Source organism: Hyphomicrobium sp. MC8b, from assembly GCF_905067615.1.
Lineage (GTDB): Bacteria > Pseudomonadota > Alphaproteobacteria > Rhizobiales > Hyphomicrobiaceae > Hyphomicrobium_B.
Genome location: NZ_LR898465.1, coordinates 2,551,442 through 2,569,893, shown reverse-complemented (window position 1 = coordinate 2,569,893; position 18,452 = coordinate 2,551,442). Strand labels below are relative to the sequence as shown.

The following is an 18,452-nucleotide window of genomic DNA, read 5'->3' as shown; positions in this document are numbered from 1 at the left end:
CGAACGGATAAGCGCAGCGCTGCCGTTCGAGAACCCGTCAAGCCCCGTGCCCGGCGGCCGGCTCCGCGAAGCGGAGTCGCCGGGCGCCAACCAAAGAGTCCCCCTCCTATGACAGCACAAAAAGGCAAGGACCTTCTCTTGAAGGTCGATACGACCGGCGCGGGCGTTTTCACAACGGTCGCGGGTCTTCGCGCACGAGCGCTTTCGATCAGCGCCGAGACGGTCGAGATCACCAACACCGAAAGCGCCGGTCAATGGCGCGAGCTTCTGAGCGGCGCGGGCGTGAAGTCGGCGCGCATCACCGGTTCCGGCGTGTTCAAGGATGCGGCATCGGACGCCACGATCCGCGACTACGCCTTCAACGGCACGGTGCGCGACTGGCAGGTGATCGTTCCCGACTTCGGCACTATAGCGGGTGCATTCCAGATCACCTCGCTCGAATTTTCCGGCCGCCATGATGCCGAGTTGACATTCGATCTCACGCTCGAAAGCGCAGGCGAATTGAGCTTCACGGCGTCAGCATAATCGAAAATCCACGATGAACGAAGCTCAAAGCCCGCGCGTTGCGGTCGGCTCCGCGAAGCGAGGTCGCAACACGCCAACAAAAGAGTCCATCATGATCAACAAACACCGAGGCGAAATCGAAGCGATGTTAGACGGCCAGCCGTATCGGCTGGTGCTGACGCTTGGTGCGCTTGCCGAACTGGAAAGCGCATTCGGCGATGAGGACATGCTGGCGCTCGCGGCGCGCTTCGAGAAGGGGCGCCTCTCTGCGCGCGACTGCACCAAGATCATCACCGCGGGGCTTCGCTGGGCCGGATGTGCGATCAGCGAAGACGACGTCAACGCCATGCAAGTCGCAGGTGGTGCTGCGGGCTATGTCGATATTGTTGCCCGATTGCTGCGCGCGACGTTCGGCGGCGACGAGAACACCAAAGACACAAGGGGCGAGGGCGGCAGCGCAGCACGCGTCCCTTTCGTTGGGACAAGGTGATGGAGCTTGGCCTTGGCGCACTCGGGCTAGATCCGCGCGCGTTCTGGAAACTGACGCCGCTGGAGTTGCAAGCGGCGCTTCGCGGGCGGTTCGGAAGTCCGGCCGACTCCGATGCGCCGTCGCGCCGCCATCTTCACGATCTCATGCAACGCTTTCCGGATGAAGGGGCGCAACATGGCAACGACTGACGAACCGCTCGAAACGTGGAGCGTGAAAATCACGGCCGATACTAGCGATCTGCAAACGGCACTGACGTCGACGACGCGCCTCGGGCGACAGTTTTCGACGACGCTGGTTTCGGCTTTCGACGACATCGCGGTCAAAGGCAAGAATGTCGGCGACGTTTTTAAGTCGCTTGCGCTCAACGTCTCGAACCTGGCGTTGAAATCTGCCTTGCAACCGTTGACGACCGGGTTAGCGTCGGTGTTTCAAAGCGCGATCTCCGGCGTATTGCCGTTCGCCAAAGGCGGCGTGATCCAGCAGGGCACACCGGTGCCGTTCGCGAGCGGTGGCGTGATCGCAAGTCCGATCTCGTTTCCTCTCGCGGGCGGCGCGACGGGGCTCGCGGGCGAAAGAGGGCCCGAGGCCATCATGCCTCTGACGCGTGGCTCTGATGGCCGTCTCGGCGTCGCGATGGCGGGCGGTGGCGGCCAGAACGTGACGATCAATATCACCACGCCAGACGCCCAAAGCTTCAATCGCTCGCAATCGCAGATCGCCGCGATGATCGCCCGCGCCGCGGCTGCCGGGCAGCGGAATCTCTAACATTCACTTCGTAATCGATGGTTCGCCATGTCCTTTCACGACGTCCGATTTCCAACGGCGATCTCGCGCAACGCGCAGGGCGGGCCGGAACGGCGCACTGACGTTGTCGTGCTTGGCTCCGGCTATGAAGAACGCAACAGTCGCTGGGCCGATAGCCGCCGCAGTTATAATGCGGGATACGGCGTAAAATCGCTCGACGACTTGCACCAGATCATCGCGTTCTTTGAGGAGCGGCGCGGACGTCTGCACGGCTTCCGCTGGCGCGATCCGATGGATTGGAAATCCTGCGCGCCGAATGCTGCGCCATCCCCGTTCGATCAGATCATCGGCACGGGAGACGGCACTCAGGCCGCGTTCCAGTTGACGAAAGTCTACGGCAATGCCTTCGCGCCCTGGACGCCAGACATAAAAAAGCCCGTCGCGGGAGCCGTGACGGTCGCCGTATCCGGTGTGCAGAAGACGGATGGAACCGATTACGCCGTCGATTCCGCGACAGGTGTCGTGACATTTCTCGCAGGCCACGTTCCGGCGGCAGGAGAAAGCGTGACGGCAGGTTTTGAATTCGACGTGCCGGTGCGTTTCGATACCGACAAACTAGAAATCAATCTCTCCGGCTTTACGTCCGGCGCTATTCCGAACATTCCGATCGTGGAGGTGCGGCTGTGAAATCGCTGTCGCCGGAATTCGCCGCGCATCTCGCGTCCGGCGCGACGACGCTATGCTGGTGCTGGCGTATCGCGCGCCGCGACGGCACCGTGCTTGGCTTCACCGATCACGATAACCCAATCGCATTCGACAGCACGACCTACGAAGCCGCGAGTGGATTCACGGCAAGTGACATCACCGACGGCCTCGGATTGTCGGTCGATAACCTGGAAGTCACAGGCGCACTGTCGTCTGCGACGCTGACTGACGCCGACCTCGCAGCCGGACGTTACGACGATGCCCGCATCGCGATTTATCGCGTCAATTGGGCCGATCCCGAACAGCGCGCGCTGATGCGCTCCGGCAGCATCGGGGAGGTGCGGCGAACGGGTTCGACATTCACCGCCGAGCTGCGCGGCCTCGCGCATTATCTGCAGCAGCCGACGGGAAGGCTTATTCAGCAAACCTGCGATGCCGATCTCGGCGATGCGCGCTGTACGGTCGATCTGACGTCCCCGGCCTTTCGAGGTGCTGGCACGATCCTCGCGGTTAAATCGGCGCGCCGCTTCACGGTGTCAGGATTGGACGGCTTTGCGACGCGCTTTTTCTCGCGCGGGCTTTTGACGTTCACGTCCGGCGTATCGTCAGGTCTGAAGATCGAAGTCAAGGCACACACGAAGTTCGCGGCTTCTGTCGAGATCGAGCTTTGGGCTGAAGCCGAAGGGCCGCCTGCGAGTGGGGATGCGTTCTTCATCACTGCCGGCTGCGACAAGCGCTTCGACACCTGCAAATCGCGCTTTGCGAACACGATCAACTTCCGCGGTTTTCCCTCGATCCCAGGCAACAAGTTTCTCACGCAGATTGGCGGCGCGAGCTGAAAGACACCTTTGCGTCCACAGCTAGTCGCAGCCGAAGGACGGCGAATTTCATGCGTCACCCCTTACGTGCCGGAAATGATTCCATGAATGTACTGACCAGAGACGGTATCGTCGTGACGGCGCGTCGCTGGATCGGCACGCCGTATCATCATCAAGCCAGCGTCTGCGGTATCGGCGCCGATTGCCTTGGGTTGGTGCGCGGTGTTTGGCGCGATCTATACGGCAATGATGCCGAAGCGCCGCCGGTTTACAGTCGCGACTGGGCGGAGACGAGCGGCTGCGAAGCAATGCTCGAAGCGGCCGAGCGCCATCTTAAGCGCGTGCCGATTGCAGAAGCCCGTGGCGGTGACGTCGTCGTTTTTCGTTTGCGTGAAGGTTGCGTCGCGAAGCATGCCGGCATCCTGACAAGCGCCTGGACGATGGTTCACGCCATGGAGGGCGCAGCTGCCATTGAGATCACGCTGACCCCGTGGTGGCGACGGCGCATCGCCGGAATGTTTCAATTTCCCGGCGTAGTTTGAGTGAATGCTTGCATCATGCTCGAACGACATCAGCACGATTTGAAAGGCTAATCATGGCAACGCTCGCTCTCGCTGCTGTCGGCGCCGCAGTCGGCAGCAGCGTGCTTCCGGCTGGCGTCAGCGCGCTCGGCGTAACGCTATCCGGCGCAGCAATCGGATCGCAGGTCGGCGCGTTTGCGGGCTCCTATGTCGATAGCGTTCTCTTTGCGCCATCGGGCCAAACGCGCGCAGTCGATGGTCCGCGCCTGACCGATCTCCGCGTCACCGCATCGACCGAAGGCGCGCCGTTGCCGCGGCTCTATGGGGGCGCGCGCGTCGGCGGCCAGATTATCTGGGCGACGGATCTCGAAGAAGAAATCGTAACGACGACGGAAGCAGCCGGTGTCGGCAAGGGCGGCTCAAGCGGCAACAAAACCCGCGTCGCACAATACAACTATTACGCCAACTTTGCGGTAGCATTGGGGGAGGGCGTGGTCACGCGTATCGGCCGTATCTGGGTTGACGAGCAGGAACTCGATCTCGTGCGCACCACATACCGGTTGCACACCGGCACCGAAACGCAAGCAGTCGATAGCCTCATCGCGGCGCGCGAAGGCGCAGACAACGCACCCGCATATCGCGGCGTAGCCTACGTCGTGTTCGAGCATTTCCCGCTTGTCGACTACGGCAATCGCGTGCCTCAACTGTCGTTCGAAGTCTATCGCAGCGTGTCCGATGCCGATAACGACGTGCGCGGCGTTGTTCTCATTCCAGGCTCCGGTGAATTCGTCTATGCGACCGAACCGGTGCGCCAGATATTCGACGATGGCGTTTCGCAGCCGGAAAACGTGCATCAGCTTTTGGGTGCAACCGATTGGCAGGTGGCGCTCGATCAACTCGAAACTCAGCTTCCGAATGCGAAATCCGTTTCGTTTGTCGTCAGCTGGTTCGGCACCGATCTGCGCGCAGGCGAATGCCGGATCAAGCCCGGCGTCGAGACGCGCCATAAATCGACCGCGCCCCTGAACTGGTCTGTCGCGGGAGTGATGCGCGACACGGCGTATTTGATTTCAACGCGTGATGGCAATGCCGCTTATGGCGGTACGCCATCCGATGAGACCGTCATCGCCGCAATCGCGGATATGAAAGCGCGCGGTCTCAATGTTACGCTGACGCCTTTTGTTCTGATGGATGTGCCTGCGGAAAACGCGTTGCCCAATCCCTACGGCGGAGCGAGCCAACCCGTCTATCCTTGGCGCGGACGCATCACGTGCCATCCCGCGCCGGGACAATCAGGTTCGCCCGACAAGACAGCCGCCGCCGCAACTCAGATTGCGTCATTCGTCGGCACGGCAGCCGTGTCGGATTTCTCTGTGTCGGGCACAACGGTGCATTATTCCGGCCCCGCCGAATGGTCGTATCGGCGCATGGTTTTGCATCAGGCATATCTTGCCAAAGCAGCAGGCGGCGTCGAAGCGTTTGTTATCGGTACGGAATTGCGCGGCTTGACGTGGGTGCGTTCGGCCGCCGGAACGTATCCTTTCGTGACGGCACTCGTCGCGCTTGCCGCGGATGTGAAGTCCATTCTCGGCTCGAGGACAAAAGTTCTCTACGCTGCCGATTGGACGGAATACTTCGGTCATCAGCCAGGCGACGGTTCGGGTGATGTTTATTTTCATCTCGATCCGCTCTGGTCGTCGCCCAACATCGACGCCATCGGCATCGATATCTATTGGCCGCTCGCGGATTGGCGCGACGGCCGCGACCATCTCGATGCGATTGCCGGCGCGAGATCGATCTATGATCCGACGTATCTGCGTGGCAATGTGCATGGCGGCGAGGGGTTCGATTGGTATTACGCCTCCGATGCCGATCGCGATGCGCAGGTTCGCACGCCGATCACCGACGGCGACAGCAAGCCGTGGGTGTTCCGCTTCAAGGACATTCTCTCGTGGTGGAATAACCAGCACTTCAATCGGCCCGGCGGCGTCGAAAGCGCGACGGCCACGGCATGGGCGCCGCAATCGAAACCGTTCTGGTTCATGGAGATTGGTTGCCCGGCCGTCGATAAGGGTGCGAACCAGCCGAACGTCTTCGTCGATCCGAAAAGTTCGGAGTCGGCGTATCCCTATTATTCGCGCGGCTTTCGCGATGACCTGATGCAGGCACGCCATCGCCAGGTCTTGCGCGATGCCTTCGACTGGACGAAACCCGGGTACGTTGCTGGTCTCAATCCCGTCTCTTCGGTGACGGGCGCGCGGATGGTCGATCTCGACCATATCCACGTCTACTGCTGGGACGCGCGGCCGTTTCCCGCTTTTCCCGATGCCACCACCTATTGGGGCGACGGCGCGAATTGGGAGCACGGCCACTGGGTCAACGGCCGCCTCGGTGGCGCCGCGCTGAATGAAGTCGTATCCGCGATCCTCACCGAACAGGGTTTCACCGAGTTCGACGCTTCCGGTTTGACAGGCACGGTGCCCGGCTACGTTATCGATCGGACGATGGCTGCGCGCGATGCGATCCAGCCGCTGGAACTTGCATATTTCTTCGACAGCGTGGAGAGCAGCGGCGGCATCGTATTCCGTCACCGCGGCCGCGCCGAACCCGCCATGTCGCTAGACCCCGACGACCTCGTCGAAGAAAACGTTGGAGACGCACTCTACGAATTGACGCGCGCGCAGGAAACGGACCTCCCGGCCTCAGCCAAGGTCCGCTACATCACCGACGTCGACGATTATCCGCAAGCCGTCGCCGAAGCGCGGCGATTGACAGGCGCGAGCGGTCGCGTGGCGGAAGCCGATTTGCCGATCGTTCTTGACGATGGGCTCGCGACGTCAATTGCCGAAAGCTGGCTCTACGAAACCTGGGCGACGCGCGAATCCGCAACGTTCAAACTGCCACCGTCTACGCTCGCACTGGAACCGGGCGATATTGTTTCAGCCGACATCGGCGGTCGAATCCGTTTGTTACGATTGACCGATGTCTCTGAGCACGGCATCCGCTATATTCAGGCGTTGAGCATCGATCCGAGCATTTACGATCAGATCGACGTTCCGGCGCGCACGGCAACGCCGCCGCCGCTTGTGCAGATCGGCCCGCCCGCAGTCGCGCTGATGGACTTGCCGCAGTGGAACGCGAGCTTCGATGCCTCGTCGGGATACGCAGCGACGATGCAGAAGCCGTGGCCCGAGAGCGTGGCTTTGTTCGCGTCGCCACAGGAAACGGGTTACCAGTTGAAAGCAGTGGCGACGGCGGCGGCAACGCTCGGCTTGACGCTCGACGATGTTCCACCGGGGCCCGAGGGCCGCATCGATCGCAGCGCATCGTTTCGTGTCCGTCTGACGAACGGCGCGCTATCGTCCGTCGATCTCATCGCGATGCTCGCAGGCGCTAACCTTGGGGTACTTCGTAACGCCGACGGCGATTGGGAGATCATTCAATTCCAGATCGCGGAGTTGGTCGATGCGCAAACCTATCGCTTGAGCGGTTTGCTGCGAGGGCAGTTCGGCACCGAAAGCGCGATGACGGAAGCGCTCGCGAGCGGAGCGCAGTTCGTACTGCTCGACGGTGCGGTGGCGCGCGTTCCGCTGCAGGAAAGCGAGCGCAAGCTGACGCTCAATTGGCGTTACGGTCCAGGCAATCGCAACATCGGTGACGCGTCCTACGTCACCGTACCATTTATGTATCAAGGGTTGGGATTGCGGCCCTTGTCGCCCGTGCATGTCAAAGGCACGCGCGTTTCAGGCGACATTCGTTTGTCGTGGATCCGGCGCTCACGGACGGGTGGCGACAACTGGGAACTGCCCGAAGTGCCGCTCGGCGAGGAGAGCGAAACCTACGAGATCGATATTCTCGACGGCATCACAGTGAAACGCACACTGACGGCTTCGACGCCAAACATCATCTACACCGCATCCGATCAGATCACCGACTTCGGCAGCGTTCAATCAAGCGTTGTCGTCAAAATCTATCAGACCAACGTCCTCTTCGGTCGCGGTGCGGCGCGCTCTGCGGCCGTTTAGGCAGAGCCGTAAATCATCAGATCATCATCCCGGCGCAGGCCGGGATCCAGACAACCATCCACGATTGCTCTGCAGAGGCTTGTCTGGGTGCCGACCTCCGTCGGCATGACGGAGATTCTGTAAGCGTCGTCGAGGAAATTTCGAGGAACGATAATGGACCAACCGGCGTGGCTTGCGGCTGCGTGGGCCGAACTTGGCGTGCGTGAAATTCCCGGCGATGCGAACGCGCCGGAGATCCTGCGCTATTTCCGCGACGCTGGTGACGATGACGTCAAAACGGAAACGACGCCATGGTGCGCGGCGTTCGCCGGTGCCATGCTGGAGCGCGCTGGCGTTTCCAACACGGGCTCACTGCTCGCGCGTTCCTATCTCGACTGGGGCGTGCCGCTCGACGATGCGCGGCTCGGTGCCATCGCTGTTTTCTCGCGCGGCGATGACCCGACTGCCGGGCACATCGGCTTCGTCATCGGCGAGGCGGCGGGGAAGCTCTATCTCCTCGGCGGCAATCAAAGCGATGCCGTGACGGTCGCGAGTTTCGATAAATCGCGACTGCTCGGTTTGCGTTGGCCGCAAGACGAAAGCGAAATTCCAACGGCAGACGGCAGCATCTTCGCCAAGGCGCTCGCTCACGTCCTCGAAATGGAAGGAGGATTTTCCGACGACGCCTACGATCCCGGCGGCCCGACGAACAAGGGCATCACGCTCGAAGTCTATGCAGGTTTCAAAGGTCAGACGCTCGATGCCACGTCGCGCGACCGGTTGATCGCAGAACTGAAATCCATTCCCGACGCAACCGTCGCCACCATTTATCGCCGTCGCTATTTCGACCCCGCCGATTGCAGCGCGTTCACCCCGCCGCTGGCGCTCATGCATTTCGACGCTGCGGTCAATCACGGCGTCGGCACCGCGATCCGCATGCTGCAGCAGTCTGTCGGCGTAACGGTCGACGGTGAGATCGGTCCCGAGACGCTCGGCGCCATCGGCGCGCGCAACGTCGTCGATCTCATCGAAGTCTATGCCGACATCCGCCGCGCTCGCTATCGCGCTCTGCCGCACTTCTGGCGGTTCGGCCGAGGTTGGCTGAAACGCGTCGATGCAACGTTGACCCTCGGCAAATCGTGGGCAGCCACTGACGGCATCATCCGCGGACTGATGGAGCCCGCACAAAACGCAAAAGGAGAGACGACAATGAGCGACACATCGACCACGGTCACGACCGACGACAGCGCCAAATGGTGGGCGCAATCAAAGACCCTCTGGGGAACTGTGATCACGGCAGCGGCGACTGTGCTGCCGCTTCTGGCCCCCGCCATCGGGGTCTCGCTGCCGGCCGATGTCATTCAGACTTTCGGCGACCAAGCCATAACGGCGGCCCAGGCCGTTACCGGTCTCGTCGGCACTGCGCTCGCTATTTATGGCCGGTTTACGGCCTCTTCGGTCCTCAGCATCCGCAAAAGTTAATTGCAAATTGGGAGGGGAGGACGAACTCCAGTATTCATCGGCCATTCAACAGGCTAATCTTAACTGGTCTGATTTTTCCGGAAGAGACGTATGGTCGGTTTGGGAAAAGCGGCGGCGTTCGGGGCTGCGGCAGTCTTGCTGCCGTGGAGTACCGCCTGCGCTCTCGACTGCATGACCGACTGGGGTATGGCCGGACAAATCGTACGCCGGCAAAATCTGATAACGGTAGAGGAGGTTTCCCGGTCGCTGGCGGCCGACGGAGTGGGCGTACTCGTCAAGACGACGCTGTGCCGCTCGGACGACGGATATTTTTATCGCCTTGTCATCAGAAGTCCGACGGGACAGTTGAAGACGGCCGTTATGAATGCCAAGAGCCGCTAGCCGGTTCGTTGTTGCGGATGGAAGGCGCGGCCAGCGCGTTCTGTAATCCGCGGCATTCCGTAGGAGGGGAGGGATACGCCCGTGCGTGCACTTGTGGTCGAGGACGACAAAGATCTGAACCGTCAGCTTTCCTCAGCGCTATCGGACGCCGGCTTCGCCGTAGACACAGCCGCTGACGGCGAAGAGGGCTATTTCCTCGGCGATACCGAACCTTACGATATTGTCATTCTCGATATCGGCCTGCCGAAGATCGACGGCATTTCCGTGCTGGAGCAGTGGCGCCGCAGCGACCGCAAGATGCCGGTCATCATCCTGACCGCACGAGACCGCTGGAGCGACAAGGTGGCCGGCATGGACGCCGGCGCCGACGATTATCTGGCAAAACCCTTCCACATGGAAGAGCTTCTGGCCCGCGTCCGCGCTCAGGTGCGCCGTGCTTCCGGTCATGCCAAATCCGAGATCGAGTGCGGTCCGATCCGGCTCGACACCAAGTCGGCGCGCGTGACCTGCGAAGGCAATCCGGTCAAGTTGACGTCGCACGAATTCCGCTTATTGGCTTATCTGATGCACCATAACGGCCGCGTCGTCTCGCGCACCGAGCTGGTGGAGCATCTCTACGATCAGGATTTTGATCGCGATTCGAACACGATCGAAGTATTTATCGGCCGTTTGCGGAAGAAGATTCCAGGCGATGTTATCCAGACGGTCCGCGGTCTTGGATACCGCATGAGCCAAGGACCGGATGAGGCTTAATTCACTTGCGCTGCGCCTCTTTGCGACCTCGGCAGCGTGGACACTTCTGGCGCTGCCGCTGGCCGGCTACATCATTTACGCGCTTTACCGCGAAGATGTGCAGCTGAGCTTTGACGCTCAGCTGAAAAAGCTTCTGACGCAGATCACCATCGATAGCATGAGCACGATGGGCGACCAGCCCGTCATTCCGCCGAACCTCTACGAGCCGCTTTTCGAAGTCACGCAATCCGGCTGGTATTGGCAGATCCGGCCAATCGACGGCGCGCCGGGGCGAACGCTCGTATCGCCCTCGCTTGCGACTGCCGTGCTGCCGTCTCCCTATGATCGCAAATTCCCCACCGACGATACCGGCACGCGCTGGATGAACGTACCCGGCCCGACCGGCACGACGATCCGCATTCTAGAATTCATCGACTCTCCCGGTCACGATCCCGATAAGACGAAGTATTCGATCATCGTTGCGGGTCCGATGGACTGGTTCGAGGCGACCGTCGCCAAGTTTCGAACGCGTCTGACGAGCGCGCTGGCGCTTGTCGGATTGGGCCTATTGGCCGCGACGGTTTTTCAGGTCCGCTTCGGCTTATTGCCGCTGCGCCGTGTCGAGAAAAGTCTGGCAAGTATTCGCTCGGGTCAAGCCGAGCGTCTCGAAGGCAACCTTCCTGCCGAGATCGAACCGCTGCAAGTCGAGCTCAACGCGCTGATCGAATCCAACCAGGACATCATCGATCGCGCGCGCACCCAGGTCGGCAATCTGGCACACGCGCTCAAGACTCCGCTCGCGGTCATCACCAACGAAGCGCATGAAGACGACAGCCAGTTTGGCAGCAAGGTCGCCGAGCAGGCGCGCTTGATGCGCGATCAGATCAGCCATTATCTCGACCGCGCGCGCATCGCTGCGCGGACGAACACTATCGGCCGCGTCACGCCGGTCGACACAACCGCCGGTCCGTTGATCCGCGCCCTCGAACGGATTCACCAGGACAAAGGCATATCGATCGACTTTGCAGTTCAGCCAGGCGCCAAATTCCAGGGCGAGAAGCAAGACCTGGAAGAGATGCTGGGCAATCTGCTGGATAATGCGTGCAAGTGGGGAAAGACGCGCGTCTACCTTGCCGCGACCGTCAATAGCCAAGACACCACGATGCGCCGGAAACTTCGAATCACGGTCGAAGACGATGGACCGGGATTATCTGCAGAACAGCGCGCGAAAATCGGCAAACGCGGTTTACGTCTCGATGAGACGAAGCCCGGCTCGGGCCTTGGATTGTCCATCGTCAGCGATCTGGCCTCATCATATCGCGGAAAACTGCGCCTCGACGCATCCGAGCACGGCGGTTTGAAAGCTGTTCTCGATCTTCCTGCCGCCTAAAGTTCAATTGGCGCGCATGTGGCGGCGCAGCATCGAACTGCGGTGGGGATTTGCCCGAATTGTGGTGGATTTCCGCCTTGTCGAAGGCACAATATCGGTCTAGCCAAGTCCAGGGACTATGCGCCGATGGGGAAAAGCGGCGCGAGGGGATGAACCGATAATGGGGTTTACCATGCGCATCGCGCGCTTTTCGCTGCCGCTGCTGGCGACGATCGCCATGCTGGGGGGCTGCAGCAACGGCAACGGCGGGGTCGATAATACAAATACCGGTCTCGTCATAGGCAGCATCACCGGCGGCCTTCTCGGCAATTCCGTAGGCAAGGGCGACGGTAAAGTCGCAACTACGATCGCCGGCGCCGTCGTTGGTGGCATTGTCGGCAGCCAGATCGGCAAAAGCCTGGATGAACGCGATAGGCGCTATGCCCAGGAAGCCGAATACGACGCGCTTGAGCGTGGCCAATCGGGCGTATCGCGCGAATGGCGTGATCCCGACACCGGTAACTATGGCGAAATCGTGCCGAGCCGCCCCTACAAACGTGGTGTTGCCGACTGCCGCGATTACACCCATACGGTCTACATCGACGGCAAGCCGAAGCAGATGCGGGGAACCGCCTGCCGGAGTGCTGACGGTCAGTGGCAGTCTGTGGGCTGACGCACTGCAGCAAAACACGGGAAACATTTCCATAATTTAACCGGTCCGCGACAGATGGGCTGCCGCGAGCTTTGACTGCTTGCCTGGACCGGCGCGCGATCCTATTCCCTCCACAAAAGCTCGAGGATCGCGCGGCGATGGTTTTTTGGATTTTAGTGGCTGTACTCGTGGCGGGCGTCACGCTGGCCATCGTAAGGCCGCTGATGCGCCCCGCCGAGCCGGCCGGTGCTACCGCTGACGCCGATGTTGCGGTCTACAAGGATCAGCTGAAAGAAATCACGGCCGACGAGGCGCGCGGCACCCTGGGCGCCGCCGAAGCTGAAAGCGCCCGCGCCGAGATCGCACGCCGCTTGCTGCGCGTGACGCAGGACAATCCCAAATCCACGACGGCCGCTGAGGCGGCTATGCGCAATCGATTTATCGTTCCCGTCTCGATTCTGACGTGCATCGCCTTGCCGGTCGTCAGCCTCGCGCTTTATCTCGACTATGGCAAACCGGGCATGCCGGCTCAACCGCTCAGCGAACGGTTGACCGAAGCCAATGCGACCAGTACCCCGAACGATCTGATCGCCAAGGTGGAGCAGCGTCTTCGCGAGCATCCCGAAGACGGCAGGGGCTGGGATGTCATTGCCCCCGTTTACTATGCGATGGGCCGTTATTCTGACGCCGCTGATGCCTATCAGAAAGCCATCCGATTGATCGGCGAAGACCCGAAGCGCTTGCAAGGGTTTGCGAACGCTCGGATCCGGATGGAAAATGGCATCGTGCCCGACGATGCGCGCAAAGCGCTGCAGCGCATTCTCGTGCTCAATCCGAACGCCATAGAACCGAAGATCTGGCTGGCGCTTGCGAAGGAGCAGGACGGTCATCTGACCGAAGCCGCGGCTGACTATAAAGATCTGATCTCGAAAGCACCTGCCGATGCTCCGTGGCGTCCGGTTCTGGTGGAGCGTCTGGCGAAGCTCGATCCGCAGAGCGCTGCCGCTTTCGCAAACGATAAGAGCGCCGTGAAAGCGCCCGCGGCGGCGTCCGGCATGCCGTCCGGTCCCGAAGCCGGCGCCGTTATGAATATGAAGCCCGAGGACCGCCAGGCCTTCATCACGCAAATGGTCGATAATCTCGCGGCACGACTTAAGACGGATGGCAGCGACGCAAACGGATGGGTCAAGCTCATCCGCGCGTATCAGGTTCTCGGGCGTCATGACGACGCCGTGAAAGCGCTAAACGATGCCCGCGTTTCTCTAAAGGGCAATCAAGGAGGACTGGCCCAGGTCGAAGATCTGGCCCGTCAGCTAGGCCTCGGAAGTTGATGGCAACGTAAGATCCGCTCAGGGTTCTCATGACACGCAAGCAAAAGCGCGGACTATTGATCGGAGGCGGCGTCGCGACACTCGCGATTGCGCTGATCCTCGTGCTCTTCGCTCTGAAAGACAGCATCGTCTTTTTTCATACGCCGAGCGATATCGTCGAAAAGCACGTTCCGCCCGGACAGCGCATTCGCCTTGGTGGCCTCGTCGAGAAGGGCTCCGTCATTCGCGGCCAGGGCACGACGATCAAATTCAAGGTCACAGATACACTGAAGGATATCCCGGTGACATTCACGGGCGTCCTGCCGGACCTGTTCCGGGAAGGACAGGGTGTCGTGACTGAAGGCGTCCTCGACGGCCACGGCGGCTTCAAGGCCGACACGGTGCTGGCCAAGCATGATGAAAATTACATGCCACGCGATGTCGCGAAGGCGCTAGAAGCAAAAGGCGTGAAACTCGGCGCCAGCGCTCACCCCGATCAGATGAAGGCAGAGATGCCTTAGAAGGATAATGCCGTGATCGTCGAACTCGGACATTTCGCTCTCATTCTCGCACTGCTGGTTGCCGTTGTGCAGGTCGTCATTCCGGCCTTCGGCGCGGCAATCAAAGACGAGCGCATGATGCGCGTTGCCGAACCCGCCGCCATATCGCAGCTCTTGCTGATCGCGGTCGCGTTCTTCGCTCTGATGCACGCTTACGTGACGTCCGACTTTTCCGTGCTGAACGTTGCCGAGAATTCGCATTCGACGAAGCCGCTGATCTACAAAATGGCGGGCGTCTGGGGCAATCACGAAGGTTCGATGCTGCTCTGGGTGCTGATCCTGGCGCTGTTCGGCGCGGCCGTCGCGCTGTTCGGCAACAATCTGCCGCCGACGTTGAAGGCCCGCGTTCTCTCCGTACAGGCGTCGATCGCCGTCGCGTTCCTGCTCTTCTCGCTGCTGACGTCGAACCCGTTCGTTCGTCTCGATCCGGCGCCGTCGGACGGCAACGGCCTGAACCCGATCCTGCAAGACCCGGCGCTCGCGTTCCACCCGCCGTTCCTCTACACGGGTTACGTCGGCTTCTCGATCGCATTCTCATTTGCAATCGCCGCTCTGATTGAGGGCCGCATCGACGCTGCCTGGGCGCGCTGGGTGCGTCCGTGGACGCTCGCCGCCTGGATGTTCCTGACGATCGGCATCTCAATGGGGTCCTGGTGGGCCTATTATGAACTCGGCTGGGGCGGCTGGTGGTTCTGGGACCCTGTCGAAAACGCTTCCTTCATGCCGTGGCTCGCCGGAACGGCGCTGCTCCATTCCGCGCTCGTGATGGAAAAGCGCGAAGCGCTCAAGATCTGGACGGTGCTGCTTGCGATCCTGACGTTCTCGCTGTCGCTTATGGGCACCTTCATCGTCCGTTCCGGCGTGCTGACGTCCGTGCATTCGTTCGCCGTTGATCCGGCGCGCGGCGTCTTCATCCTCGCCATTCTGGTGTTCTTCACCGGCGGCGGCCTTGCGCTCTTCGCCTTGCGTGCAAAGGATATGCAGGCTGGCGGTCTTTTCCAGCCGATCAGCCGCGAAGGCTCGCTCGTTCTGAACAATCTGCTGCTCGTCACGGCGACGGCGACGGTGCTCGTCGGTACGCTGTATCCGATGGCGCTCGAAGGCCTGACGGGCGAGAAGATCTCGGTTGGGCCGCCGTTCTTCAACATGACGTTCGGCCCGCTGATGATCCCGCTGCTGATCGCGCTGCCGTTCGGACCGATGCTCGCCTGGAAGCGCGGCGATCTGCTCGGCGCCATGCAGCGCTTGGCCTTTGCCTTCCTCGCGGCGCTCGTCACGATTGTCGCCGTCTTTGCCGTCGAGCATCGCGGGCCTTGGCTCGCGCCGTTCGGCATTGCGCTGGGTGTCTACGTGATGGTCGGCGCCATCGTCGAATGGGCAAACCGCGTGAAGCTCGGTTCCGCTGGGCGCGATGAAGTCATGCGTCGCGCATCAAACCTGCCGCGCTCGGCCTACGGCACGCTGTTCGCGCACTTCGGCATCGGCATGCTGATGGTCGGCATCGTCGCGACCAGCGCCTACCGCGAAGAGCACATCCTGGCGATGAAGCCGGGCGACAAGGTCATGGTTGATGGATATGAGGTGACATTCACCAAGGTCGAACGCGGCCGCGGCCCGAACTACACCGAGGACATCGCCGACTTTAACGTCAAGCGTAACGGCGAGACCATCGCGACGCTCCAGCCGGCGAAGCGCCTCTACGATGCGCCGCCGCAGCCAACGACGGAAGCCGGCATTCATGCGGCGTGGCGTGGCGACCTTTACGTCGTCATCGGTGATGGCCAGCCGGGCGGCGGTTACGCCGTGCGCGCCTACTTCAACCCGCTCGTCCGGTTCATCTGGCTCGGCGCGCTGTTCATGTTCCTGGGCGGCGGCATCTCGCTGTCCGACCGGCGACTGCGTGTCGGCGCTCCGTCGCGTCCGCGCCCCATCGTTGCGGTTCCGGCGGAGTGATGAGTGTGCGGCGGCCCTTGGCAATTCTGGCGCTGGCAATTTGGGCGGCACTTGCGGCAGCTCCCGCGGCGTTCGCCGTTCAGCCGGGCGAAATGCTCTCTGATCCGGCGCTGGAAAAGCGCGCGCGCAACATCTCGGCCGAACTGCGCTGTCTCGTCTGTCAGAACCAGTCCATCGACGACAGCGACGCGCCGTTGGCAGGAGACCTACGCCGCCTCGTGCGCGAGCGGATCATGGCGCATGACAGCGATCAGCAAGTGCTCGACTATATCGTCGCGCGTTACGGCGAATTCGTCCTGCTGAAACCCCGGTTCGAGCTATCGACCCTGCTTCTATGGCTAACGCCGATCTTCGTCCTCCTTGCCGGCATCGTGTTGATGATCCGCGCCACCCGGCCGGCCGCTCCGACCACCGGCACGCCGTTGACGGAACAGGAAAAAGCCAAGCTTAATGAGATCCTTGCGGCCAAGGATCCGTAAGCCGTTTTGCGCCCCGGCGAGGCGTTAGATTACCAACAGTTAACGTCCCTGACATGCTGCCGTAACCCCGGTTCCGCTAGGCGTCATAGTAAGGCTCGCGAAGCCTGCCTTTCAGCTGGAGACCCTGGGATGCGATTTCCGCACCGCTTGTCGACGACGTTTTCTTCAAAATTGACTTCAAAGTTTGCCCCGGCATCGGTCGCGATGCTGGCTGTTACAGCGGTGGGATTTGGACTGGCGGTGCCGTCTCACCCTGTGCGCGCCGAGTCCGGCGCCCAGACAATTCAAACGCCATTCGGCCGCGCGCCGCTCTCCTTTGCCGACATCGTCGACAAGGTGAAGCCGGCGGTCGTTTCCGTTTCCGTCATCAACGACGGCGGCGCCTCGAAGCTTGCTTCGAACGAGAAGGGCGATAAGGACAAGAAGAATTTTTCGCTTCCCGATCTGCCGCCCGATCATCCGCTGCACGACTTCTTCAAGAACCTGCCGAAGGAATTCGGCCAGGAAGCTCGCCCGAAGATCGTCCAGGGCCAGGGCTCCGGCTTCGTCATCACGCCGGATGGTTACGTCGTCACGAACAATCACGTCATCGACGGCGCCACCAAGATCCAGGTGAGCTTCGACAACGACGAGACGAAGTATGATGCGAAGCTGATCGGCACCGACCCGCGCACCGACATCGCGCTCATCAAGATCGAAAGCAAGAAGACCTTCCCGACGATAAAGCTTTCCACCAAACCGCCGCGCGTCGGCGATTGGGCGTTGGCTGTCGGCAATCCGTTCGGTCTGGGCGGCACGGTCACCGCAGGTATCGTGTCGGCGCTCGCACGCGATATCGGCTCCGGCCCCTATGATTACCTGCAGATCGACGCCGCTGTGAACCGCGGTAACTCGGGCGGCCCGACCGTCAACCTCGATGGCGACGTTATCGGTGTTAACACAGCGATCTTCTCTCCGTCGGGCGGCAACGTCGGCATCGCCTTCGCTGTTCCTGCGAACACGGTCGCCGAAGTCGTCAAGCAGTTAAAGGCCGACGGCTCGGTGAGCCGCGGCTGGCTCGGCGTCAAGATCCAGAACGTCGACGAAGACACTGCCGCCAGCATCGGACTTTCCGAGGCGCACGGCGCGTTCGTCAGCGAAGTGACGCCGAACGGCCCGGCTTCGAAATCCGGCATCAAAACTCAGGATGCGATCCTGCAGGTTAACGGCGAGAAGATCGCCGACAGCCGCGACCTTGCTCGCAAGATCGCCGAACTGGCGCCGAACTCGAACGTCGACGTTAAGGTGTGGCGCAACAATGCCGAAGAGACGATCAAGGTGAAGCTCGGCCTGTTCCCGAAGAACGCCGAAGCGGCGATGAATGGCGACAACAATGACGACAACAACGGCAACAGCAACGACGACGACGCTAAGTCGGTCGACCTGAGCCAGCTCGGCATCACGTTGATGCCGGCACGTACCGGCAAGGACGCTCAAGGCAAGGATACGCAGGGCGTTGCCATTGCTGAAGTCGATCCGACGTCGGATGCGGCGGAGAAAGGCCTGAAGCCGGGCGATGTCATTCTTGAGGTCTCTGGCCAGGCTGTGTCCTCTCCCGACGACGTCATCTCCGGCATCAAGAAGGCGCAGGACCTGAAGCGCACCGCGGTTCTCCTGCACGTCAAATCGGCCGACCAAAAGCGCTTTGTCGCTGTTCAGTTGACCAAAAAAGGTTGAGGTAGCGCGCTATGACGAACTCGAGCAGCTCC

Annotated in this window: 18 protein-coding genes; all 18 read left to right on the top strand. The window is 61.3% G+C overall.

All coding sequences use genetic code 11. The features are described from left to right. The first annotated feature begins 108 nt into the window (after positions 1-108). The 18 genes from ACLB1Z_RS12290 (at position 109) to ACLB1Z_RS12205 (ending at position 18,420) form a co-directional block, all read left to right on the top strand. Positions 109-525 (top strand): phage major tail protein, TP901-1 family, encoded by a 417-nt coding sequence (locus ACLB1Z_RS12290; protein WP_409560116.1) that lies wholly within the window; start codon positions 109-111, stop codon positions 523-525. 91 nt (positions 526-616) lie between these two features. Next, positions 617-994: a gene transfer agent family protein gene (locus ACLB1Z_RS12285; protein WP_409560115.1), complete on the top strand. Its 378-nt coding sequence runs from the start codon at positions 617-619 to the stop codon at positions 992-994. Then, positions 994-1,182 (top strand): phage tail assembly chaperone, encoded by a 189-nt coding sequence (locus tag ACLB1Z_RS12280; RefSeq protein ID WP_409560114.1) that lies wholly within the window; start codon positions 994-996, stop codon positions 1,180-1,182. Before ACLB1Z_RS12285 ends, ACLB1Z_RS12280 begins: the two co-directional genes overlap by 1 nt. After that, complete coding sequence (locus tag ACLB1Z_RS12275) at positions 1,169-1,759, top strand: phage tail tape measure protein (RefSeq protein ID WP_013947998.1); 591 nt, start codon at positions 1,169-1,171, stop codon at positions 1,757-1,759. Before ACLB1Z_RS12280 ends, ACLB1Z_RS12275 begins: the two co-directional genes overlap by 14 nt. A gap of 27 nt (positions 1,760-1,786) precedes the next feature. After that, the gene (locus ACLB1Z_RS12270; protein ID WP_409560113.1) at positions 1,787-2,425 is read left to right on the top strand and encodes a TIGR02217 family protein; all 639 of its coding nucleotides are present in this window, start codon (positions 1,787-1,789) and stop codon (positions 2,423-2,425) included. Further along, positions 2,422-3,282: a DUF2163 domain-containing protein gene (locus ACLB1Z_RS12265; protein WP_409560112.1), complete on the top strand. Its 861-nt coding sequence runs from the start codon at positions 2,422-2,424 to the stop codon at positions 3,280-3,282. Before ACLB1Z_RS12270 ends, ACLB1Z_RS12265 begins: the two co-directional genes overlap by 4 nt. An 83-nt stretch (positions 3,283-3,365) precedes the next feature. Continuing rightward, entirely contained in the window at positions 3,366-3,803 is a 438-nt protein-coding gene (locus ACLB1Z_RS12260; RefSeq protein WP_409560111.1) for a DUF6950 family protein, read from the top strand. Positions 3,804-3,856: 53 nt separating this feature from the next. Beyond that, a complete protein-coding gene (locus tag ACLB1Z_RS12255; protein ID WP_409560110.1) occupies positions 3,857-7,807 on the top strand; it encodes a glycoside hydrolase/phage tail family protein in 3,951 nt (1,316 codons plus the stop codon). Between the two features lie 153 nt (positions 7,808-7,960). Further along, a complete protein-coding gene (locus tag ACLB1Z_RS12250; RefSeq protein WP_409560109.1) occupies positions 7,961-9,268 on the top strand; it encodes a TIGR02594 family protein in 1,308 nt (435 codons plus the stop codon). 90 nt (positions 9,269-9,358) lie between these two features. Next, positions 9,359-9,649 (top strand): hypothetical protein, encoded by a 291-nt coding sequence (locus ACLB1Z_RS12245; protein WP_409560108.1) that lies wholly within the window; start codon positions 9,359-9,361, stop codon positions 9,647-9,649. Positions 9,650-9,730: 81 nt separating this feature from the next. Further along, on the top strand, positions 9,731-10,402 hold the full coding sequence (locus tag ACLB1Z_RS12240) for a response regulator transcription factor (protein ID WP_013947991.1): 672 nt from the start codon (positions 9,731-9,733) through the stop codon (positions 10,400-10,402). Continuing rightward, positions 10,392-11,771 carry a sensor histidine kinase gene (locus ACLB1Z_RS12235; RefSeq protein WP_409560107.1) on the top strand — a complete coding sequence of 460 codons (1,380 nt, stop codon included), beginning with the start codon at positions 10,392-10,394 and terminating at the stop codon, positions 11,769-11,771. The genes ACLB1Z_RS12240 and ACLB1Z_RS12235 overlap by 11 nt, the downstream gene beginning before the upstream one ends. 160 nt (positions 11,772-11,931) lie before the next feature. Beyond that, the gene (locus tag ACLB1Z_RS12230; RefSeq protein ID WP_013947989.1) at positions 11,932-12,423 is read left to right on the top strand and encodes an RT0821/Lpp0805 family surface protein; all 492 of its coding nucleotides are present in this window, start codon (positions 11,932-11,934) and stop codon (positions 12,421-12,423) included. Between the two features lie 137 nt (positions 12,424-12,560). Next, a complete protein-coding gene (ccmI, locus tag ACLB1Z_RS12225) occupies positions 12,561-13,733 on the top strand; it encodes a c-type cytochrome biogenesis protein CcmI (protein WP_409560106.1) in 1,173 nt (390 codons plus the stop codon). 29 nt (positions 13,734-13,762) lie between these two features. Continuing rightward, positions 13,763-14,233, top strand: a complete 471-nt coding sequence (ccmE, locus tag ACLB1Z_RS12220) for a cytochrome c maturation protein CcmE (protein ID WP_409560105.1) — start codon at positions 13,763-13,765, stop codon at positions 14,231-14,233. Positions 14,234-14,245: 12 nt separating this feature from the next. Then, positions 14,246-16,225: a heme lyase CcmF/NrfE family subunit gene (locus ACLB1Z_RS12215; protein ID WP_409560104.1), complete on the top strand. Its 1,980-nt coding sequence runs from the start codon at positions 14,246-14,248 to the stop codon at positions 16,223-16,225. Beyond that, positions 16,225-16,704, top strand: coding sequence for a cytochrome c-type biogenesis protein (locus ACLB1Z_RS12210; protein WP_409560103.1), 480 nt, complete (start codon positions 16,225-16,227; stop codon positions 16,702-16,704). The genes ACLB1Z_RS12215 and ACLB1Z_RS12210 overlap by 1 nt, the downstream gene beginning before the upstream one ends. A 129-nt stretch (positions 16,705-16,833) precedes the next feature. Next, a complete protein-coding gene (locus tag ACLB1Z_RS12205; RefSeq protein WP_409560102.1) occupies positions 16,834-18,420 on the top strand; it encodes a Do family serine endopeptidase in 1,587 nt (528 codons plus the stop codon). Positions 18,421-18,452: the final 32 nt, after the last annotated feature.